This is a genomic window from Lentzea kentuckyensis (assembly GCF_002150765.1).
GTDB lineage: Bacteria > Actinomycetota > Actinomycetes > Mycobacteriales > Pseudonocardiaceae > Lentzea > Lentzea kentuckyensis.
Window position 1 is genome coordinate 21,744 of sequence record NZ_MUYM01000134.1, and the last position, 17,628, is coordinate 39,371.

The 17,628-nt window shown below is 68.9% G+C and carries 13 protein-coding genes; 6 read left to right on the top strand and 7 right to left on the bottom strand.

The features are described from left to right. Window positions 1–13: 13 nt before the first annotated feature. Complete coding sequence (locus B0F77_RS41720) at window positions 14–1,909, bottom strand: acyl-CoA dehydrogenase family protein (RefSeq protein WP_086668596.1); 1,896 nt, start codon at window positions 1,907–1,909, stop codon at window positions 14–16. A gap of 159 nt (window positions 1,910–2,068) precedes the next feature. Here B0F77_RS41720 and kstR point away from each other — a divergent pair, with 159 nt between their 5' ends. Continuing rightward, a complete protein-coding gene (gene kstR, locus B0F77_RS41725; protein WP_242642927.1) occupies window positions 2,069–2,644 on the top strand; it encodes a cholesterol catabolism transcriptional regulator KstR in 576 nt (191 codons plus the stop codon). Between the two features lie 21 nt (window positions 2,645–2,665). Then, the gene (locus B0F77_RS41730) at window positions 2,666–5,971 is read left to right on the top strand and encodes a HEAT repeat domain-containing protein (RefSeq protein ID WP_086668598.1); all 3,306 of its coding nucleotides are present in this window, start codon (window positions 2,666–2,668) and stop codon (window positions 5,969–5,971) included. On the opposite strand, the gene B0F77_RS41735 is transcribed toward B0F77_RS41730, so the two are convergent. After that, window positions 5,956–7,098, bottom strand: a complete 1,143-nt coding sequence (locus B0F77_RS41735; RefSeq protein WP_158102973.1) for a phage tail sheath family protein — start codon at window positions 7,096–7,098, stop codon at window positions 5,956–5,958. The genes B0F77_RS41730 and B0F77_RS41735 overlap by 16 nt on opposite strands. A gap of 129 nt (window positions 7,099–7,227) precedes the next feature. On the opposite strand from B0F77_RS41735, the gene B0F77_RS41740 reads away from it, so the two are divergent. The 4 genes from B0F77_RS41740 to B0F77_RS41755 all read left to right on the top strand — a co-directional run bounded on the left by B0F77_RS41740 (window position 7,228) and on the right by B0F77_RS41755 (window position 11,481). Next, window positions 7,228–7,626, top strand: coding sequence for a hypothetical protein (locus B0F77_RS41740; RefSeq protein ID WP_086668600.1), 399 nt, complete (start codon window positions 7,228–7,230; stop codon window positions 7,624–7,626). 161 nt (window positions 7,627–7,787) lie between these two features. Then, entirely contained in the window at window positions 7,788–8,363 is a 576-nt protein-coding gene (locus tag B0F77_RS41745; RefSeq protein ID WP_086668601.1) for a (2Fe-2S)-binding protein, read from the top strand. Then, entirely contained in the window at window positions 8,363–9,340 is a 978-nt protein-coding gene (locus B0F77_RS41750) for an FAD binding domain-containing protein (RefSeq protein WP_086668602.1), read from the top strand. Before B0F77_RS41745 ends, B0F77_RS41750 begins: the two co-directional genes overlap by 1 nt. Beyond that, entirely contained in the window at window positions 9,337–11,481 is a 2,145-nt protein-coding gene (locus B0F77_RS41755) for a xanthine dehydrogenase family protein molybdopterin-binding subunit (RefSeq protein ID WP_086668603.1), read from the top strand. Before B0F77_RS41750 ends, B0F77_RS41755 begins: the two co-directional genes overlap by 4 nt. 336 nt (window positions 11,482–11,817) lie before the next feature. On the opposite strand, the gene B0F77_RS41760 is transcribed toward B0F77_RS41755, so the two are convergent. The 5 genes from B0F77_RS41760 to B0F77_RS41780 are packed head-to-tail and all read right to left on the bottom strand — an operon-like array spanning window position 11,818 to window position 17,558. Then, window positions 11,818–13,179, bottom strand: a complete 1,362-nt coding sequence (locus B0F77_RS41760; protein ID WP_211294295.1) for a cellulose binding domain-containing protein — start codon at window positions 13,177–13,179, stop codon at window positions 11,818–11,820. Continuing rightward, a complete protein-coding gene (locus B0F77_RS41765; RefSeq protein WP_086668604.1) occupies window positions 13,164–14,567 on the bottom strand; it encodes a beta-N-acetylhexosaminidase in 1,404 nt (467 codons plus the stop codon). Before B0F77_RS41765 ends, B0F77_RS41760 begins: the two co-directional genes overlap by 16 nt. Beyond that, window positions 14,564–15,382: a carbohydrate ABC transporter permease gene (locus tag B0F77_RS41770; RefSeq protein ID WP_086668605.1), complete on the bottom strand. Its 819-nt coding sequence runs from the start codon at window positions 15,380–15,382 to the stop codon at window positions 14,564–14,566. The genes B0F77_RS41765 and B0F77_RS41770 overlap by 4 nt, the downstream gene beginning before the upstream one ends. Next, window positions 15,379–16,323: a carbohydrate ABC transporter permease gene (locus B0F77_RS41775; protein WP_211294296.1), complete on the bottom strand. Its 945-nt coding sequence runs from the start codon at window positions 16,321–16,323 to the stop codon at window positions 15,379–15,381. Before B0F77_RS41775 ends, B0F77_RS41770 begins: the two co-directional genes overlap by 4 nt. After that, the gene (locus B0F77_RS41780; RefSeq protein WP_211294297.1) at window positions 16,320–17,558 is read right to left on the bottom strand and encodes an extracellular solute-binding protein; all 1,239 of its coding nucleotides are present in this window, start codon (window positions 17,556–17,558) and stop codon (window positions 16,320–16,322) included. Before B0F77_RS41780 ends, B0F77_RS41775 begins: the two co-directional genes overlap by 4 nt. Window positions 17,559–17,628 lie beyond the last annotated feature (70 nt).

Consider the following 17,628-nt stretch of genomic DNA (forward strand, 5'->3'; position numbering starts at 1 on the left):
AAGGCTCACTGCGTCAAATTTCCCTGGGTAGACCGAGAATTCGTTCGCCGGCGAGGTTCATCAGCACTTGCGTGGTGCCGCCCGCGATGCTCAGGCACCGCGTCAGCAGGAACTCGTGGACCAGCTCGCTGCCGACCGCCGCGCCCGGCCCGAGCAGCTCGACCGCGAACTCGGCGACGTCCTGCCGTTGCCGGACCCCGACCAGCTTGCGCACGCTGGACTCCGCGCCCGGCTCCTGCCCGCTCAGCACCCGCAGGCTCGCCCGCAGGTCCAGCGCGGACACCGCGAGCCCCTGGGCCACCAGTTCGCCCAGGCGTTCCGGATGTTCGGCGGCTTCTGGTTCTCGCAGAACACGTTCCAGTGCCTCGCCCAGCGACGACCCCATCGCGACGCGTTCGTTGGCCAGGGTCGTGCGGGCGAGCCGCCAGCCGTCGTTGATCTCGCCGACCACGCAGTCGTCCGGCACGAACACGTCGTCCAGGAAGACCTCGTTGAACCGCGCGTCGCCGGTGATCTCCCGCAACGGCCGCACGTCGACACCCTCAGCACGCATGTCGACCAGGAAGTACGTGATGCCCTTGTGCTTCGGCGCGCTGGAGTCCGTGCGGGCGAGGCAGATCGCCCAGTCGGCCTGGTGCGCGAGCGACGTCCACACCTTCTGCCCGGTGAGCCGCCAGCCTCCCTCGGCCCTGACCGCCCTGGTGCGCAACGAGGCCAGGTCCGAACCCGCCTCCGGCTCGCTGAACAGCTGGCACCAGGTGAGCTCACCGCGCAACGTCGGCCGCACGAACCGTTCCTGCTGCTCCGGCGTGCCGTGGCGGAGGATCGTCGGCCCCGCCCAGCCGCCGATGATCAGGTCCGGCCGGCGCACCCCGGCTCGTGCGAACTCGCCGTCGATCACCAGCTGCCGGGCCGGTGAGGCGTCCTGCCCGTACGGCCGAGGCCAGTGCGGCACCAGGAACCCGCTGTCCGCCAGCCGTTCCCGCTGTCGCGCCGCGTCCAGCCCGGCGATCTCCTCGGCGAACGCCCGCACCTCGTCGTCCCGTTCGACGTCGACGGAGTGCGACCTGCGCGCCCCCTTCAGCGCCAGCTCGGCGACCCGGCGACGCCACCTCGCGACACCGCCCGCGAGCTGCTGCAACGCCAAGGCCCGGCGTAGATGGCGATGCGCGTCGTGTTCCCAGGTGAACCCGATCCCGCCGAGCACCTGGATGCAGTCCTTGGCGTTGCGCACCGCCGCGTCGAACGCCACCGCCGCCGCGACCGCCGCCGCCAGCGGATGTTCCTCGTCACCGACCGAGCTCGCGGCATCCCACGCGACCGAGCTCGCCTGCTCGGCGCGGCACAGCATCTCGACGCACAGGTGCTTGATCGCCTGGAACGACCCGATGACACGCCCGAACTGCTGACGCTGTTTCGCGTACTCCACCGCGGTGTTCAGGCACCACGTCGCCACCCCGCTCGCCTCGGCGGCCATCAGCGTGACCGCGAGGTCGGTCGGATCGGCGACCTCGACACCAGGCCCGTCGGCCACCACCGATCCGAGCGACCGGGACAGGTCGACGGCTTCGAGCTCGGTCACCTGCCCGACCGGCACGAGCCTCCACGCGTCGTCGTGCACCAGCACGTGCGTCGCCTCGGCGGCGCCCACCACGTGCTGTGGCGAAAATCCGAACCCGGCGATCCCGTCGAAGTCCGGGAACAGCACCGAGACCAGCGCCGTGGGCAGCAACGGCCCCGGCACGAGGTGCTCCGCCGCCCGCTCCAGCATCACCGCGAGATCGGCGACCGTGCCGCCCTCCCGCGTCACCTCGAAGAACCCGACCCGGACGAGATCAGCCCACTCGCCCTTGGCCGCGTCCACGCTGTCCCGCAACGCTCGTTGTTCCCCGGTCGTGGCGATCGGCATGCGGCCTCCTCGAAGACATGAAGGAGTTTATAGAACGTGTTCTAATTCGAGCAACAGATCATGGCCGCCAAACCGATCGAGTATGATGAGAGGGCAGCTGCAACACGTTTCAGGAGGATCATCTCCGTGTCACCTTCGAAGTCCCGCACGGACGCGCTGATGGCGGGCGAGGAGCTCAGCTCCGCGGCCCAGCGCGAACGGCGCAAGAGGATCGTCGACGCGACCATCGCGCTGGCGTCCAAGGGCGGGTTCGACGCCGTCCAGATGCGCGCCGTCGCCGACCGGGCGGACGTCGCGCTGGGCACGTTGTACCGCTACTTCCCGTCGAAGGTCCACCTGCTCGTGTCGAGCCTCGCCGTGGAACTGGAGCGCGCCCAGGAGAAGATGGACCGCACCACGGTCCCCGGCGACAGCCCCTACGAGCGCGTGCTGTTCGTGCTCGGCCGCATCACCCGCGGCCTGCAGCGCAACCCCCACCTCACCGAGGCGATGACCCGCGCGTTCACCTTCGCCGACGCCTCCGCCGGCGCCGAGATCGACCGCGTGTCCTGGCTGATGGAGTCGATGTTCACCCGCGCGATGAGCGAGGAGGAGCCGACCGACGAGCAGAAGGCGATCGCCCGCGTGATCGGCGACGTGTGGCTGTCGAACCTGGTCGCCTGGGTGACGCGCCGGGCCACGGCCACGGACGTCGCGAACCGCCTCGAACTCACCGTGCGACTGCTGCTCAAGTAACAACGGCCTTACTCTGAGCGGGTGCAGCGCATCCGCGTGTTCCTGTCGTCACCGGGCGACGTCGCCGACGAGCGCGCGATCGCGCTCGAGGTGCTCGACCGGCTGCCGTACGAACCTGCGTTGCGCGGGCGGGTGGCGCTCGAGGTCGTCGCGTGGGACAAGCCCGGCGCGGGCGCGCCGATCCTCGCTTCCGGCACACCCCAGGCGTCGATCGACAGCGGACTGCCGCGGCCGCGGGACTGCGACGTGGTCGTGGTGCTGTTCTGGGCGCGGATGGGCACTCCGTTGCCGTACCCCGAGTACTCGCGTGCGGGTCAGCCCTACCTGTCCGGTACGGAGTGGGAGTTCGAGGACGGCGTCAGCGGCAGCGGACAGGTGCTGCTCTACCGCCGGACCACCGAGCTGTTGATCAGCGCGTCCGATCCGGAGCGGACGAAGAAGCAGGAGCAGTACGACCGGGTCGAGGGCTTCTTCGCGCGCCTGCGGGATCCCGTGACCGGAGCGATTCTGCGTGGCCACAAGGGGTACGCGGCTCCCGAGCAGTTCCGCGAGGAGCTGAGCGCCGACCTGCGCGAGGTGCTGCACCGGCTGGTCGTCGGTGAGGCCAGGCAGGACACCGGCCCGCGGTGGCGGGGGTCGCCGTTTCCCGGGCTGCGGTCGTTCACGCCGAACGACGCGCCGATCTACTTCGGACGCGGCCGCGAGACCGACGAACTGGTCAGCCGGGTCGACGCCAGCCGGTTCGTCGCGGTGGTCGGCGCCAGCGGCTCTGGCAAGTCCTCGCTGGTGGGCGCCGGACTGATCCCCCGGCTGGCCGCGCGCGGGTGGACGGTGCCCGAGCACACCGGCAACCAGTGGTTCGGCCCGCGCTTCACGCCGGCCGAACTGGGCGACGATCCGTTCCTCGCGCTCGCCGTGAAGCTCGGCGGGACACCGCGTGAAGTCGTGCGGGACCTGCGCGCCGGCGACCTCGCCCGGCACGTCACCGGTGAGACGCTGATCTTCGTCGACCAGTTCGAGGAGCTCTTCACGATCGTCGCGCCGGAGCACGTCGAGCCGTTCGTCGCGCTGCTCGCGAACCCCGGCCCTGCCCACGTCGTGGCCACCGTCCGCTCCGACTTCTACCACCGGTGCGTGGAGATCCCGGCCCTCGCGAAACTGCTGGAGACCGGCCAGTTCCCGCTGTCGACGCCGACCGACACGTTGATCGACATGATCGCCAGGCCCGCCGAGCGCGCCGGTCTGGAGTTCGACGAGGGACTGCCCGGCCGGATCCTGGACGACGCCGGCAAACAACCCGGCACCCTCCCCCTGCTCGCCTACACCCTCGACGAGTTGCACCGCGTCTGCCCCGGCACGCTCACCCACCACGCGTACGAACGACTCGGCGGCGTGGCGGGCGCGATCGGCACCCGAGCCGAGGACGTGTTCCAGCGCAAACTCGACGACGCCACCCGCGCCACCTTCGACGCGGTGTTCCGCGAACTGGTCGACATCGACGAACACGGCCACGTGGCCCGCCGCCGCGCCCCACTGTCCACTGTGGTCACGAATCCCGCCGCGGAGCGCCTGATCGACGTCTTCGTCGAGGCCCGCCTGCTGGTGCGCAGCGCCGACGCCGGCCAGGAACCCGTGGTGTCCGCCGCGCACGAGGCCTTGTTCGGCAGCTGGGACCGCCTGCGGGAGTGGATCGAGCTGGGCCAGGACGACCTCGTCCTGCTCCGCCGAGTCCGTGCCGCCGCCCGCGAGTGGGACGAGGCGGACCGCGCGGACGCCTACCTCTGGCAACACGAACGCCTCCAGCCGGTGTACGAGATGATCGCCCGCCTGCAGCCGACCGTCGATCCGGTGCTGGAGCAGTTCATCCGCCCCGAACACGAACGCCTGCTGGCCGAGTTCACCTCCCCCGCACTGGAGGGCTACCGACGCCAGAACATCGCCGACCGCCTGTGCGTCATCGGCGTCTACGTGGTCCCGGAACTGATGGACGCCATGCTCGACGGCGTCCCGGCCGTGCGCACTGCCGCGGCGGCCGCACTCGCCCGGCTCGCCCCGGCGTCCGTCATCGGCCTGGTGGAAGCGGCGGCCCATCACCCCTCAGCCGATGTGCGGCTCGCCGCGCTGAGTGCGTTGCGGCAGACCACAGATCCGCAGGTCGTCCCGGCCCTCGGCCACGCGCTGCACGATCCCGACGACCGCGTGCGCTCCCTCGCCAGCGGTGGTCTGCGCGCCATCGGGGGTGCCGAGGCGCAGGCGATCCTCGCGGCCGCTTCGACCGACGCCGACGTCGACATCCGGTGGCAGGCCGTCGGCATGCTCGGCGCGTTCGGTGAGGCGGCGGTCAGTCCGCTGCTGCTCGCCATGCGCGACAACGACGTCCGGGTGCGCACCGACGCGCTCCGGGCTCTGCAGGCGATCTGCGCCGACGCACCGGAGCCGTTGATCAGTGCGTTGCACGACCAGAGCGCGAGCGTGCGGGCCGCGGCCACCGAGGTGCTGGGGACGCTGGACGAACGCGCGATCCCGGCGTTGCTGGCGGCGCGTGACGACCTGGACGACGACGTGGCCTGGCGAGTGGCCGATGCGTTGGAAGCCCTGGGGCACAACGATCCGGTGGACGAGTTGATCGCCAACCTGCCGGACGGCATCGAGGCGCTGGTGCGATGCGGCGACGAAGCGGTAACTCCTTTGCAGGCTGCGCTCATGTCGCCCCGCCCCAGTGAGGTGCGAGTCGCCGCCGCCCGTGCGCTGAGCCGGCTTGGTCCCGACGGCGCCGAAGCGCTGCAGGCAGCGGTGGAGGACGAACGTCCCCAAGTCTGGCTCAGGGCCATGGATGCGCTGGAAACCTGGCCCGGTGGCATGAACGACATGCTCAACCGCCAGGCGCGGCAGTGTGAGGTCGCGATAGCCCTGCTCCCCACGAGCGATCTTCTTCTTGCCGCAGCGCTCATGGATGCGCCGACTCGCCAAATGATCGCGCAGACGCTGCAGATCAGGTCCACCGAGGAGGTGAAGGCCACCGTCGTGCGGCTCATGCAGGACAGAGAACGATCTGTGTGGGCCGCCGCCACGGACAGCGCTGCGGTAATCGGTTCGGAGATGCTGCCGCTGCTGGCGCCCTTGGTGCACAGCGCGAACTCGGATGTACGAACTGCGGTCGAGCTCGCGCTGCGTGCGATCGGCGGCGAAGCTGTGCCCTGGCTGCTCGATCTGGTGTCCGCATCCGACCAACGCGCACGAAAACTGGCCATCGCGGTGTTGACCGACATCGGCACGCCGGCAGCCGTGTTCGGGCTGGCTGAGCGCGGGATTCAGCCGAGGAAGTAGACCACCCGGAAGAACAACGGCCCCCGTCCCACCGTGATCCCGCACTCGGCGACGATTTGGTTCGCGTCCCGGGTCTCCGGCGGGTTCGCCGCGTCGTCGCACCGCACCGAATAGGCCTCGGCCGGGGTCTCACCCTCCAGCGCACCTGAACGCCACAACAACCCGAGGAACTCGTCCAGCGCACTCTCGATCCGCTGGAAAAGACCTTTGTCGTACGAGTCCTCGAAGATCACCCAACTCGTACCCGCGACGATGTTGCGCCCGACGAAGTTCATCAGCCTCCGCCGGTCCAGCCGGAACCACGCCGGATCGCTCGACATCGTGCGCGCACCCCACACCCGGATGCCGCTCGCCATGGAGACCAGGCAGTTGACGCCCCACGGATGGAGCAACTCCTGTTCGGTCTTCATGAGGTCCTCCTCCAGGCCGATCACGCCCCGCAGTTCGAGGTTCGCGGCTTGGCGATGCGGCCCCCGCAGCAGATCGGACCGCGCGTAAGCACCTGCGACGTGGCCACACGGCGGTACGGACACGATCCCGGTGTGGTCGATGATGCGCAGCCAGGGGTAATACAGCGCCGCGAACTTCGAGTCGTAACCGCGATGGGTTCGCCAGTTCCGGACCTCCTGTGCGCCGAGCCCCGGTGGCGGGTCGATGATCGCGATGCGGTCGCCCATCATCTCGCAGTGCGTGATGGCGTGTAGCCGACCGGCGTGTGCGGAGTCGTCGATGCCCGTCAGGTCGGGCAGGCACACCGTTGAGACGTCCTCAATGCGCTCTAGCATGGTGAACGCCTCGTCGAGGTTGTCGGTCGGGACGATCCAGCACCCCGTGCCGCCATTCTGGAAGAAGCCCTGCACTGCGCGCGGCAGGTTCACGGTTTCTTCGGACACGTCCCAGAACTGGCGGCGATAGGCATCCCAGCTGGTCACGTAAACCGGCTCGGTCCCATCCTGACGTGCGGGGCGGCCGATGAAGGCGGCGATCGAGTGTTCGGCCAGCCATTTCGCCGGGATGCCCGGCTTCAACGGCCGCGGCGGTTCGTAGGGGCGACGCAGCTGCGGGTTCGTCCAGGAGCCGACCTCCACCTCTTCGATGTAGACACCGGGGCGCAAGTAGGTTGGCACGCGCACATCGTGACACCTCGGCACCCGGCGCGGCATGATCTCGGGCGTGCGCGTCGTCCTCAGGTACGACCCGCCCGTCACCCCGGCGAATGATGCGAGCGCAGCCCGACCGGCCATAATTTCTGTCCTGTGAAGACACTCATCGTCCTCGCCGTGCTGGCCGTGATCGGCGGCGGCACGGTGTTCCTGGTGAACCAGAAGGGCGGCTGGACCACGCTGACCGGCAAGGCCTGGGCCATCACCTACGAGGTCAAGGCCCAGCCCGCCGACACGGCCGTGGACGTGACCTACGCCGAGAACGCCGATCGCTACCGCAAGGAGACCCCGAAGTCGGTCACCACCAGCAAGCCGCTGCCGTGGCAGCACGAGGTCGTCATCAACGCGGGCGAGAAGGCGCAGGTCTCCGCCACGCCCAAGGGTGACCAGGTGCTGACGTGCCGGATCCTGCTCGACGGCGTCAAGGAGCTGGCGACGGCGACCGCGAAGCCCGGCCAGGAGGTCACCTGCGAAGCCGTCACCGGCGGCTGATTCAGCACACTGAACCGACAGGTTGGCACAAACACGACGAATCGACCCGATACATCGGATCTATTAGTACCGGAACTGACGTTACCGGCCAGATTCGGCGCGTTGGCGCCTTGACCCATCGGGTCGATACTGCTTGTGTGGCCCCGAGTACAGGGGGTCACATGACGACCAGCAGGCGGCAGTTCTTCGGCCAGGCGGCGGCGGTGTCGGCGGGCGTCGCGTTGTCCGCACCGGCGGCCGAAGCCTTGGCGAGCGCGGCACCACCCGAGGCACAGGGCCTGGTCGAGGTGGCGTTCAAGGTCAACGGCGAGCGCCAGAAGCTCAGTCTCGACCCACGGGTGACGCTCCTGGACGCGCTGCGGGAACGGCTCGGGCTCGTCGGCACGAAGAAGGGCTGCGACCGCGGCCAGTGCGGCGCCTGCACCGTGCACGTGGACGACCGGCGGGTGCTGTCGTGCCTGACGCTCACGGCGACCTTGCAGGGCAAGGAGGTCACCACGATCGAGGGCATCGCGCACGGCGACGAGCTGCATCCAGTGCAGCAGGCGTTCATCGACCACGACGGCTTCCAGTGCGGGTTCTGCACGTCCGGGCAGATCATGTCCGCGGTCAAGGTCGCCGAGGACCGCGAGGTGCGCACCGACGACCAGATCCGCGAGGCCATGTCCGGCAACCTCTGCCGCTGCGGCGCCTATCCGAACATCCTCGAAGCGATCAAGCAGGTCAAGGAGAGCTGATGCGCGCGTTCGACTTCGCCACGGCGTCGACCGTCAGCGACGCCCTGAAGCTCGCCCGGCCGGGCTCCGCGTTCCTCGCCGGCGGCACCACCCTGGTCGACCTGATGAAGCTCGACGTCATGACGCCCGACCGCGTGATCGACGTCAACGCCCTGCCGCTCAAGGGAATCCGGCTGCGTGACGGCGCACTGCACATCGGCGCGCTGGAACGGATGGGCGACGTGGCCGCACATCCGGTCGTCACGTCCGTTCACCCGATGATCTCGCGAGCGTTGCTGCTCAGCGCGTCCGGGCAGCTGCGGAACATGGCGAGCATCGGCGGGAACCTGATGCAGCGCACCCGTTGTGACTACTTCCGCGACGTCACGTCGGCGTGCAACAAGCGCCTGCCAGGCAGCGGCTGCCCGGCGCTGACAGGGATCAACCGCGGCCACGCGATCCTCGGCACCAGCGACTCCTGCGTCGCGACCCACGCCAGCGACGTCGCCGTGGCGTTCGTCGCGCTGGAGGCCGAAGTCGTGCTCAGGAGCTCCGGCGGCGAACGGACGGTGCCGCTCGAGGAGTTCTACCGGTTGCCGGGCAGCACGCCGGAGCGGGAGAACGTGCTCGGGCCGGGCGAGCTGATCGCCGAGGTGGTCGTGCCGACACTGCCCTGGGCACGGCACTCCACCTACCTCAAGATCCGCGATCGGCAGTCCTACGAGTTCGCGCTCACCTCCGTCGCGGCGGCGATCAGCCTCAAACGCGGCGTGGTGCAGGACGTCCGGCTCGCGGCCGGCGGGGTCGGCACGAAACCGTGGCGGCTGCGAGCCGTCGAGGAAGCCCTGAAAGGCGGGGTGGCGATGGAACGGACCTTCGCCGACGCCGCCGAGTCCGCGGTGGACGGAGCACGCCCGTTGGCGCACAACGCGTTCAAACCAAGCCTGTTGAAACGCTCGATCGTCCGCGCCCTGCTCGACGCGGCGGGTGTGCGGTGATCGGGCACTCCGTCGACCGGGTCGACGGCCGGATCAAGGTCACCGGCGCGGCACCCTACGCCGCCGACACCAAGATCCCCGGCGTCACCTACGGCCACCTGGTGACCAGCACCGTCGGTCGCGGGCAGATCACCGGCATGGACACGGCCGCGGCGCTCGCCTCCCCCGGCGTGCTCGCCGTGTACACGCCGTTCAACCCGCTCAAGCTCTTCGCGTACGTCCAGGAGCAGAACGACGAGCGGCTGCCTCCGTTGCAGGACAAGGAGGTCCGGTTCTTCGGCCAGGCCGTCGGCTTCGTGGTCGCCGAGACGTGGGAACAGGCGCGCGACGCCGCCGGCCTGATCACGACGACCTACCAGCAGCAACCACCGGTCACCGAGTTCCCCGGCCGCACCCTCCAGAAGTTCGAGGAGGTAGAAGAAGTCGTCGGCACTCAGGCCCTGGGCGACATCACCTTCACCGCCAGCTACACCACGCCGTTCCAGCACCACTGCGCGATGGAACCGCACGCGACCGTGGCGACCTGGACCAACGACCACCTCACCGTCTACACCGTGTCCCAGGGCGCGTTGCTGGTGCAGCGCAGGCTGTCCGAGACGCTCGGCATCGACCCCGCGAAGATCCACGTGCTCAGCCCGCACGTGGGCGGCGGGTTCGGCGGCAAGTGGGGCAACTGGGCGCAGGTGCCGCTGGCGTGCGCGGCGTCGCGGGCGCTCGGCCGGCCGGTCAAGGCGGCGCTCACCCGCGAGCAGGTGTTCGCGATGGCGGGACACCGGCCGATGACCGAGCAGACCATCTCGATGACGTGCACCGCGGACGGCGAGCTCACCTCGATCGTCAACGACGGCGTGACCAGCCGCGGTCTGGGCGGCAACTGGTCCGAGTCCGTGGCGAACTGGACGCTCACCACCTACGCGAGCCCGAACATCCGCGTCACCAAGACGATCGTGCCGCTCAACCTCGGCGCCGCGACGGTCATGCGCGCGCCGGGCGAGGCGAACGGCTCGTTCGCGTTGGAGAGCGCGATGGACGAACTGGCCGAACAACTCGGCATCGACCCGGTCGAGATGCGGCTGCGCAACTACGCCACCCTCGTGCCCAACACCGGGAAACCGTGGTCCAGCAAGCACCTCGACGAGTGCTACCGGCGCGGCGTCGAGGAGTTCGGCTGGTCACGCCGGCCCAAGCAGGTCCGTGCGGGCGTCGACGGCGACTGGCTCGTCGGCACCGGCATGGCCACCGCGACCTACGGGGCGTCACGCGGACAGGCGTCCATCAAGGTCAGGCTGCATCCGGACGGGACGGCGTCGGTGTCCGGCACCGCGGCCGATCTCGGCACCGGTCAGTACACCGTGTTCGCCATCCTGGCCGCCGACGAGCTGGGCATCCCGGTCACCCGCGTGCGCCCGGAGCTCGGCGACTCCACCTCGCCCGCCGCGGCCAACGCGGGTGGTTCGAACTCGACGTGCACCAACGGCCCGGCCGTCCAGGTGGCCGCCAGATCCGTGCAGACCGAGCTGATCTCGCTGGCCGTCACGAACCCGCGTTCCCCGTTCCACGGCAAGGATCCGGCCGAGGTCGGGTACCGCGACGGCAGCGTGTCGTCCGGCGGCCTGACGATGAGCTTCGGCACGCTGCTCACGACGTGCGACGTCGGTGGTGTCGAAGCGATCGGCACGTCACCCCGGCTGGTCGACCCGGAGCACGGCTACCGTTCGTTCGGCGCGCACTTCTGCGAGGTGCGGGTGCACCGGCTGACCGGCGAACCGCGGGTGACCCGCTGGCTGTCCGTGTGCGACGCGGGCACGATCGTCAACGCCAAAGCTGCTCGCAGCCAGATCCAGGGCGCCGTCGTGATGGGCATCGGTCAGGCGTTGCTGGAGGCCACCGAGGTCGACGCCAGCGCGCGGTTCACCAACGCCAACCTCGCCTCGTACCTGGTGCCGGTGCACGCCGACATCCCGCGCATCGACGTCCGGTTCCTGGACCACCCGGACCCGCTGGTCAGCGGGCTCGGTGCGAAGGGCATCGGCGAGCTCGGCATCGTGGGCGTGGCCGGCGCGATCGCGAACGCCGTGCACCACGCCACCGGCGTCCGGGTCCGCGATCTGCCGATCACACTGGACAAACTGCTGGGGTGATCTGAGCAGGCCGCCAGAAGTTGTGTGAGCTACCCGCCACGCGCCCAGCCCGTGGCTCTCATGGCGTCTGCAAGTACCACCAACTCAACATCAACAGGCACTTTTCCACTACCAACAGGGTTGTTCTGGTCCGCGGGTTCGGCGGACGGCGAACTGGTTGGGGGTAGTTGAGGGCGAGTCGATCAAGGGTTGGTGGTACTTGCAGGACTCTGTTGGCGAATCGTGGCGATGCCCGATATGTCCGGCTGACCGCGTCCGGGTTTGCCAACAGAGTCCTTGCAGACGCACTCGGCATCAGCGGGCCCAGAGGCTCGGGCAACACTTTCGGCCAGATGCTCACACGTTGTCGACGTGCTCGACGCCCGCGCTGCGGTAACTCTGCACCGCTGTCTTCACCTCGGCCGGGCTGAGCACCTGGTCCTTGGCGAAGTACACGTAGTCGACCTCCTGCTGGTAGGCCCGCTCGGCGCTGCTGCCCTGCAGGCCGCCCGAGATGAACCACAGGTTGAAGTTGATCGACATCGGCGTCTCCGGGTAGTACTTGTCGCCGTGGTCGGCGACGAGCGTGCCGTCGATGTAGTACTTCACGCGCCCGTTGGCGACCTGGAAAACCAGGTCATGCCAACCGTTGTAGCTCGCGCGCTCCTCGTTGTGGATGTTGTCGGCGACCCACGGCTCGTTCTGGTAGGTCTCCCACGTCGTCTCGTACATGATGTTGGCCGGTTCACCCCAGCCGCCGTTCGGCAGATACTCGAAGTCGATCTCGCCGTAGTTCGGGTCCATCGGCGCGTTGAGCGGGGTGATGGTGAAGAACGTCTGCACGACGTGGTCGCCGTCCGGGCCGAAAACGGGCGCGTCGCTGAACTTCACCCTGGACGCGTAGGTGCCCTCGAAGAACTTCCGCTGGTGGAACATCTCGGTCTGCCTTGCCGCGGAACCGTTGTTCCACGAGTCGAGGCGCATGACCTTCTGGCCGTCCACGGTCGGGAACGTCACGCGCGACGGGTCCCATTCCGCGCCCGGCACACCGGGGCCGCCACCGCCGGACCGGACGGTCCAGCCGCGCTGGCCGATCCGCGCGTCGCTGGAACTGGTGTAGCTGAAGTCGTCGAACATCTTGGGGCCGTTGGGGTTCGGCGGTGTCGACGACGTCGTGGTGGGCGGGCTGCCGCCGGGCGGAGTGCCCCACAGCAAGGTTCCGCCGCGGTACACGGTCACCTCGTTCCACGCCGAGTAGGTGCTCTCGCCGCGGAACGAGTAGTCGTCGGACTGGGTGATCGAGCCCCAGTTCGTCCGGTAGAACCGCAGTTGCAGGTCACCGGTGTCGGCTCCGGCGTTCAGGGTGCCGGCGCCGGCGGTGAAGCCCACCTCCAGGTAGCGGTCGGCCGAGCCGCCGGTCAGGGTGCCGAACTGGCCGGTGACGTTGGCACAGCCGCGCACGGCCCACGAGCAGGCGAACCGGTAGCCGACGTCCGGCGTCTCACTGCGGAAGTAATACCGGATTTTGACGTCCGACAGCGGCACACTCGTGGTGCCGCTGTTGACCAGCTTGAACCACGGTTCGACCTGGTCGGTGCTCGCACCGGAAGCGCTGGTCCGGTACTGGGCGGTGATCGCGTCGGCGGCGAAGGCGTTGGGCGCGACGGCCAACGCGGCCACGGTCAGTGCCGCGCAGGTAACGGCTATGAGTGCTCGCAAGGTTCTCTCCTCACTTCGGCAGGGATGGACAGTGCGGCGAGCCTTGATGCGTGGGAGCGCATCCGTGTGGTGAAGCCCTCCCAGTCCGGTCGCTGCGACCAGAGGGTGTCGGCCAGGGCGACGAGACGCGGGAAGGCCAGGTATTCCAGGTGTTTCGGGGTGCGGACGTGTTCGGTCCACAGCTGGCACTGGGCGCCGAGCACGCCGTCGGGCAGCGGTACGCGGTAGACGTCCTTCGTCGTCACGACGAAACCGGGCTGGCCGGGTGGTTCGTGCGCGCCGTCCGACTGCGGGTAGTCCAGATAGGTGGACGTGTGCGGGGTCATGACCACCGGCTGGCCCTGCTCGAGTGCGATCGCTGCCTGGCTTTCGTCCTTCCACGGCATGACGACCGAGCGGGGGTCACCGGTGGGTTCCCAGGCCGCGGGGACGCGGCCGCGGTCGAGCAGGTACTGGGCGGCCTGGCGGAGGAACCGGCCGTGCACGTCCTCGGGCAGCAGGCATTCGTCGCCGCCGAGGTGGACGTGCTCGTTCGGGAACACCTCCAGCACCTCGGCCAGCACCTCGCTGACGAAGCCGATCGCGTGCGGGCCGAACGCGGCATCGCTGATGCCCCACCGGGTCCAGACCGGCAGCGGTTCCGGCGCGACGCCGAGGTCCGGGTAGGCGGCCAGGGCCGCGCGGGCGTGACCGGGCATCTCGATCTCCGGCATGATCCGGATGCCGCGCTCCGCCGCGTGCGCGACGAGCCCTTCGAGTTCGCCGCGGGTGTAGACGCCGCCGTGGGGCGTGCCGTCACCGTTGGTCTCGGTGCGCCAGCCGCCGATCGAGGCCAGCTTCGGGTGGCTCGGCACCGGCATCCGCCAGCCCTGGTCGTCGGTCAGGTGCAGGTGCAGGACGTTGAGCTTGTGCAACGCCATCAGGTCGATGAACCGCCGCAGCACGGGCACCGGCTGGAAGTGCCGGGCGACGTCGAGCATGAACCCGCGCCACGGCAACCTGGGCACGTCCCGGATGTCGGCGCCGGGCAGCGTCCAGTCCACTTCGGACACTCTGCTGGAGCTGAGCGCTTCAACCGGCAGGAGCTGGCGGATCGTCTGCACGCCGTGCGCGAGGCCGTTCGACGTGCCGGCACGCAGCAGGACGCCGTGTTCGTTCACGGTCAGCGCGTAGCCCTCCGCGCCGAGCCCGACGAGCTTGGCGTCCAGCGCGATGACGACCTGACCGTGGTCGGCGATCGGCAACGGCAGCCCGGTGGCCGGCCGCAGGAGGGTGCGGAGCAGTCTGGCCGCCTGCTCCGCACCGGGCGTGACCCGCACGCTCGTGCCTCGGTCGAACGTGAAGCCCTTGCCGCGCCGCACGACCCTGGTCGGGAGCGGAACGATCATCCCTTCACCGCCCCTCCGACGATGCCGGTGGTCACCCGGCCCTGCAACACCACGAAGATCAGCAGCACCGGCAGCATGAACAGCGTGGAGGCGGCCATCGTGGCGCCCCAGTCGGTGCCGAAGGTGTTGTTGAACGACGACAGCCAGACCGGCAGCGTGCGGTCGTCCTGGTCCTTGATGATCAGCACGTTGGCGAAGGCGAACTCGTTCCACGCGGTGATGAACCCGAACAGCGAGGTGGCGAGCAAACCCGGTGCCAGCAACGGGAAGACCACCCGCCGGAACGCCTGCCCGCGCGAGCACCCGTCGACCTGCGCGGCCTCCTCCAGGTCGACCGGGATGGCGGCGAGGAACCCGCGCAGCGTCACGATGGTGAACGGCAGCGTCATCATGAAGTAGACCAGCGTGAGCATCCAGAGCGTGTCGAGCATGCCGGTGTCCCTGGCGATCACGTAGACCGGGATCAGCAGCGCCTCCCACGGCGTCATCTGCGCGACGAACACCATCAGCACGAACGCCCTCCGCCCTTTCCACCGCAGCCGCGCGACGGCGAACGCGGCGAGCAGGGCGATGAGCAGAGCGAGCAGCACCGCCCCGCCCGCGACCAGGAGACTGTTGCGCCAGAACGAGAAGAACCCCTTCGCGGCGATCGCCGTGCCGAAGTGGTCGAACGTGATCGAGGCCGGGAAGAACGTCGGTGTCGCGCTCTGGATGTCCTTCGTGGGCTTGAAGGCGGTGAGCACCATCCAGTACACGGGGAAGACCGAGATGACGAAGACGAGGAGCGCCGCCGTGGTGCGCGCGAGTCGGCTCATGCCTCCTGCTCCTGCCGGTAGAGCTGGCGGAAGTACGCGAGCAGCGCGAGCACGAGCAGCACCACCATGAGCATCGACACGGCCGCGCCGAGGTCGTAGCGCTGCAACGACTGCGCGACCTGGAACGCGTAGACCGGCAACGTCGTCGTGGCCTGGCCCGGACCGCCCTGGCTGATCACCCAGATCTGCACGAACGCCTTGACGACCCAGATCACCTCCAGGCACGTGATCAACCCGAACATGGCCCTGAGCAGCGGAAACGTGATGGTCGAGAACATCCGCCACGCGCCCGCGCCGTCGATCCGCGCGGCCTCGTACAGCTCCTGCGGCACCGTGATCATCGCCGCGTACAGAGACAGCGCGGCGAACGGGATCGACTGCCAGACGATCAGCGTCACGAGGATCCCGAACGTCGCCTCGCCGTCGGCGAACCAGGTGTAGTCGCGGTACTCCTCGAAGCCCAGCGTCACCAGCGCCCAGTTCACGACGCCGAGCCGGGACTGGAAGAGCCACTGGAACACAGTGGTCGCCGCGATGATCGGCGTCGCCCAGGTGAGCACGAGCCCGCCCATCACGAGCAGCCGGAGCCACCTGTCCAGCCGCACCAGCAGAAGCGCGACCAGCGTGGACAACACCATGATCAGCACGACGTTGATCGCGGTGAACCACAGCGTTCTCCTGACCACGCCCCAGAACTCCGGGTCGGACAGCACTCGTGCGTAGTTCGCGACCCCGACGAACCTGGCGTCGCCGCGGACGAGTTGCGGCAGCCCGAACTCCTGCAGCGAGATGATCACGTTGCGAATCAGCGGGTACAGCAACAGATACGCCGTGGCCAGCAACGTGGGCGCGATCAGCAGGTACGGCAGTATCGGGTGCTTGCGGCGTCTGGGCACGGCCGGCGCGGTCGTCCGCACCGGCCGGTCTGCCAGGAGCGTCATTTCCCGGAGTTCAACGCTTGGGTGATGACCTCGTCGGCCTTCGCCGCCGCTGTCTTCGGATCGGCGCCGGTCAGGACCGCCGTCTGGAACTCCTTGATCGGGTTGCGCGCCTCGACCGCCGCCCAGTTCGGTGAGTTCGGCGTCGCGTGCCCGTTGGCCGCACCGACCGCCATCGCCGCCGTGCCGGGGTCGCCGCCGACGTCCTTGGCGAGCGACTTGCGGTTCGGCACGTAGTTCATCGCCTTGGCCAGCTCGACCTGCCACTTCTCCCCGGCGAGCGCCTTGACGACCTCGTACGCGCCTTCCTGCCTGCTCGATGCGAGCGGAATGATCAGGTCGGAGCCACCGGTGAACACCGCACCGGGCTTTTCGGCCGTCTTGCCCGGGATCGGGAAGAAACCGATCTTGCCCTCCAGCGCCGGGTTGGCCTTCGTGACGAGCTTCGCCGCGCCGGGCACCGCGATGAACTGCGCGACCTTGCCGGCGGCCACCACGTCGGTCTGCTGCGGCTTGGCCTCGTCGGAGTCCTTGGGCCCGTCGCCCAGCGCCTGCAGCTTCCGGTAGAAGTCCATGCCCGCCAACGCTTCCGGCGTGTTCAGCGAGCCCTTCCACCTGTCGCCGTCCCGCTTGGCCAGGTCGCCACCCTCGTCCCAGACGAAGCCTGAGAGCGTGTACCAGTTCTGGCCGGGCAGGTAGATGCCCTGCTGCTCGCCCTGGTCGAGCTTCGCGGTGGCGGCGAGCCACTCCTCGCGGGTCTTCGGCGGTGTCACCTGCACGGCCTCGAACAGGTCCTTGCGGTAGATCACGACCCGGTTCGCCGCGTAGAACGGCACACCGAACTGCTTGCCGTCCACCGCACCGGGTTCGGACAGCCCGGGAATCCAGTCCTCACCCTGGAGCTCGGCCTTGCGGTTCGTGAGGTCGGTGACGCCCTTGCTGGCCACGTACTGGGCGACCTGGGTGTTGCCGACCTCGATCACGTCCGGCGGATCCGTGCTGGCCAGCGCACTGGTCACCTTCTGCGTGATGCCGTTCCACTCCTGAATCTGGATCTTGACGTCGAGGTTCGCGTGCTCGCGTTCGAACTCGCTCTCGAACCTCGACACGAAGTCGTCCGTGGCCGTGTCCTTCATCAGCCACACGGTGATCTCCTGCTTCTCATCACCCCCTCCCGCGGACGTGCCGCAGGCGGACAGTGCAAGCGCCAGAACGAGCAAGGCAGCGGAGCGCGACACGACTCACCTCTCGCTGGGATATGACCAATTGGTCAGGTCCGATGGAGTGGGTAGAAAGTGGCATAGACCA

Coding starts and splice junctions, on each gene's coding strand:
- B0F77_RS41775 (WP_211294296.1), bottom strand. CDS start 16,323: ATGACGCTCCTGGCAGACCGGCCGGTGCGGACGACCGCGCCGGCCGTG.
- B0F77_RS41750 (WP_086668602.1), top strand. CDS start 8,363: ATGCGCGCGTTCGACTTCGCCACGGCGTCGACCGTCAGCGACGCCCTG.
- B0F77_RS41770 (WP_086668605.1), bottom strand. CDS start 15,382: ATGAGCCGACTCGCGCGCACCACGGCGGCGCTCCTCGTCTTCGTCATC.
- B0F77_RS41765 (WP_086668604.1), bottom strand. CDS start 14,567: ATGATCGTTCCGCTCCCGACCAGGGTCGTGCGGCGCGGCAAGGGCTTC.
- B0F77_RS41745 (WP_086668601.1), top strand. CDS start 7,788: ATGACGACCAGCAGGCGGCAGTTCTTCGGCCAGGCGGCGGCGGTGTCG.
- kstR (WP_242642927.1), top strand. CDS start 2,069: ATGGCGGGCGAGGAGCTCAGCTCCGCGGCCCAGCGCGAACGGCGCAAG.
- B0F77_RS41720 (WP_086668596.1), bottom strand. CDS start 1,909: ATGCCGATCGCCACGACCGGGGAACAACGAGCGTTGCGGGACAGCGTG.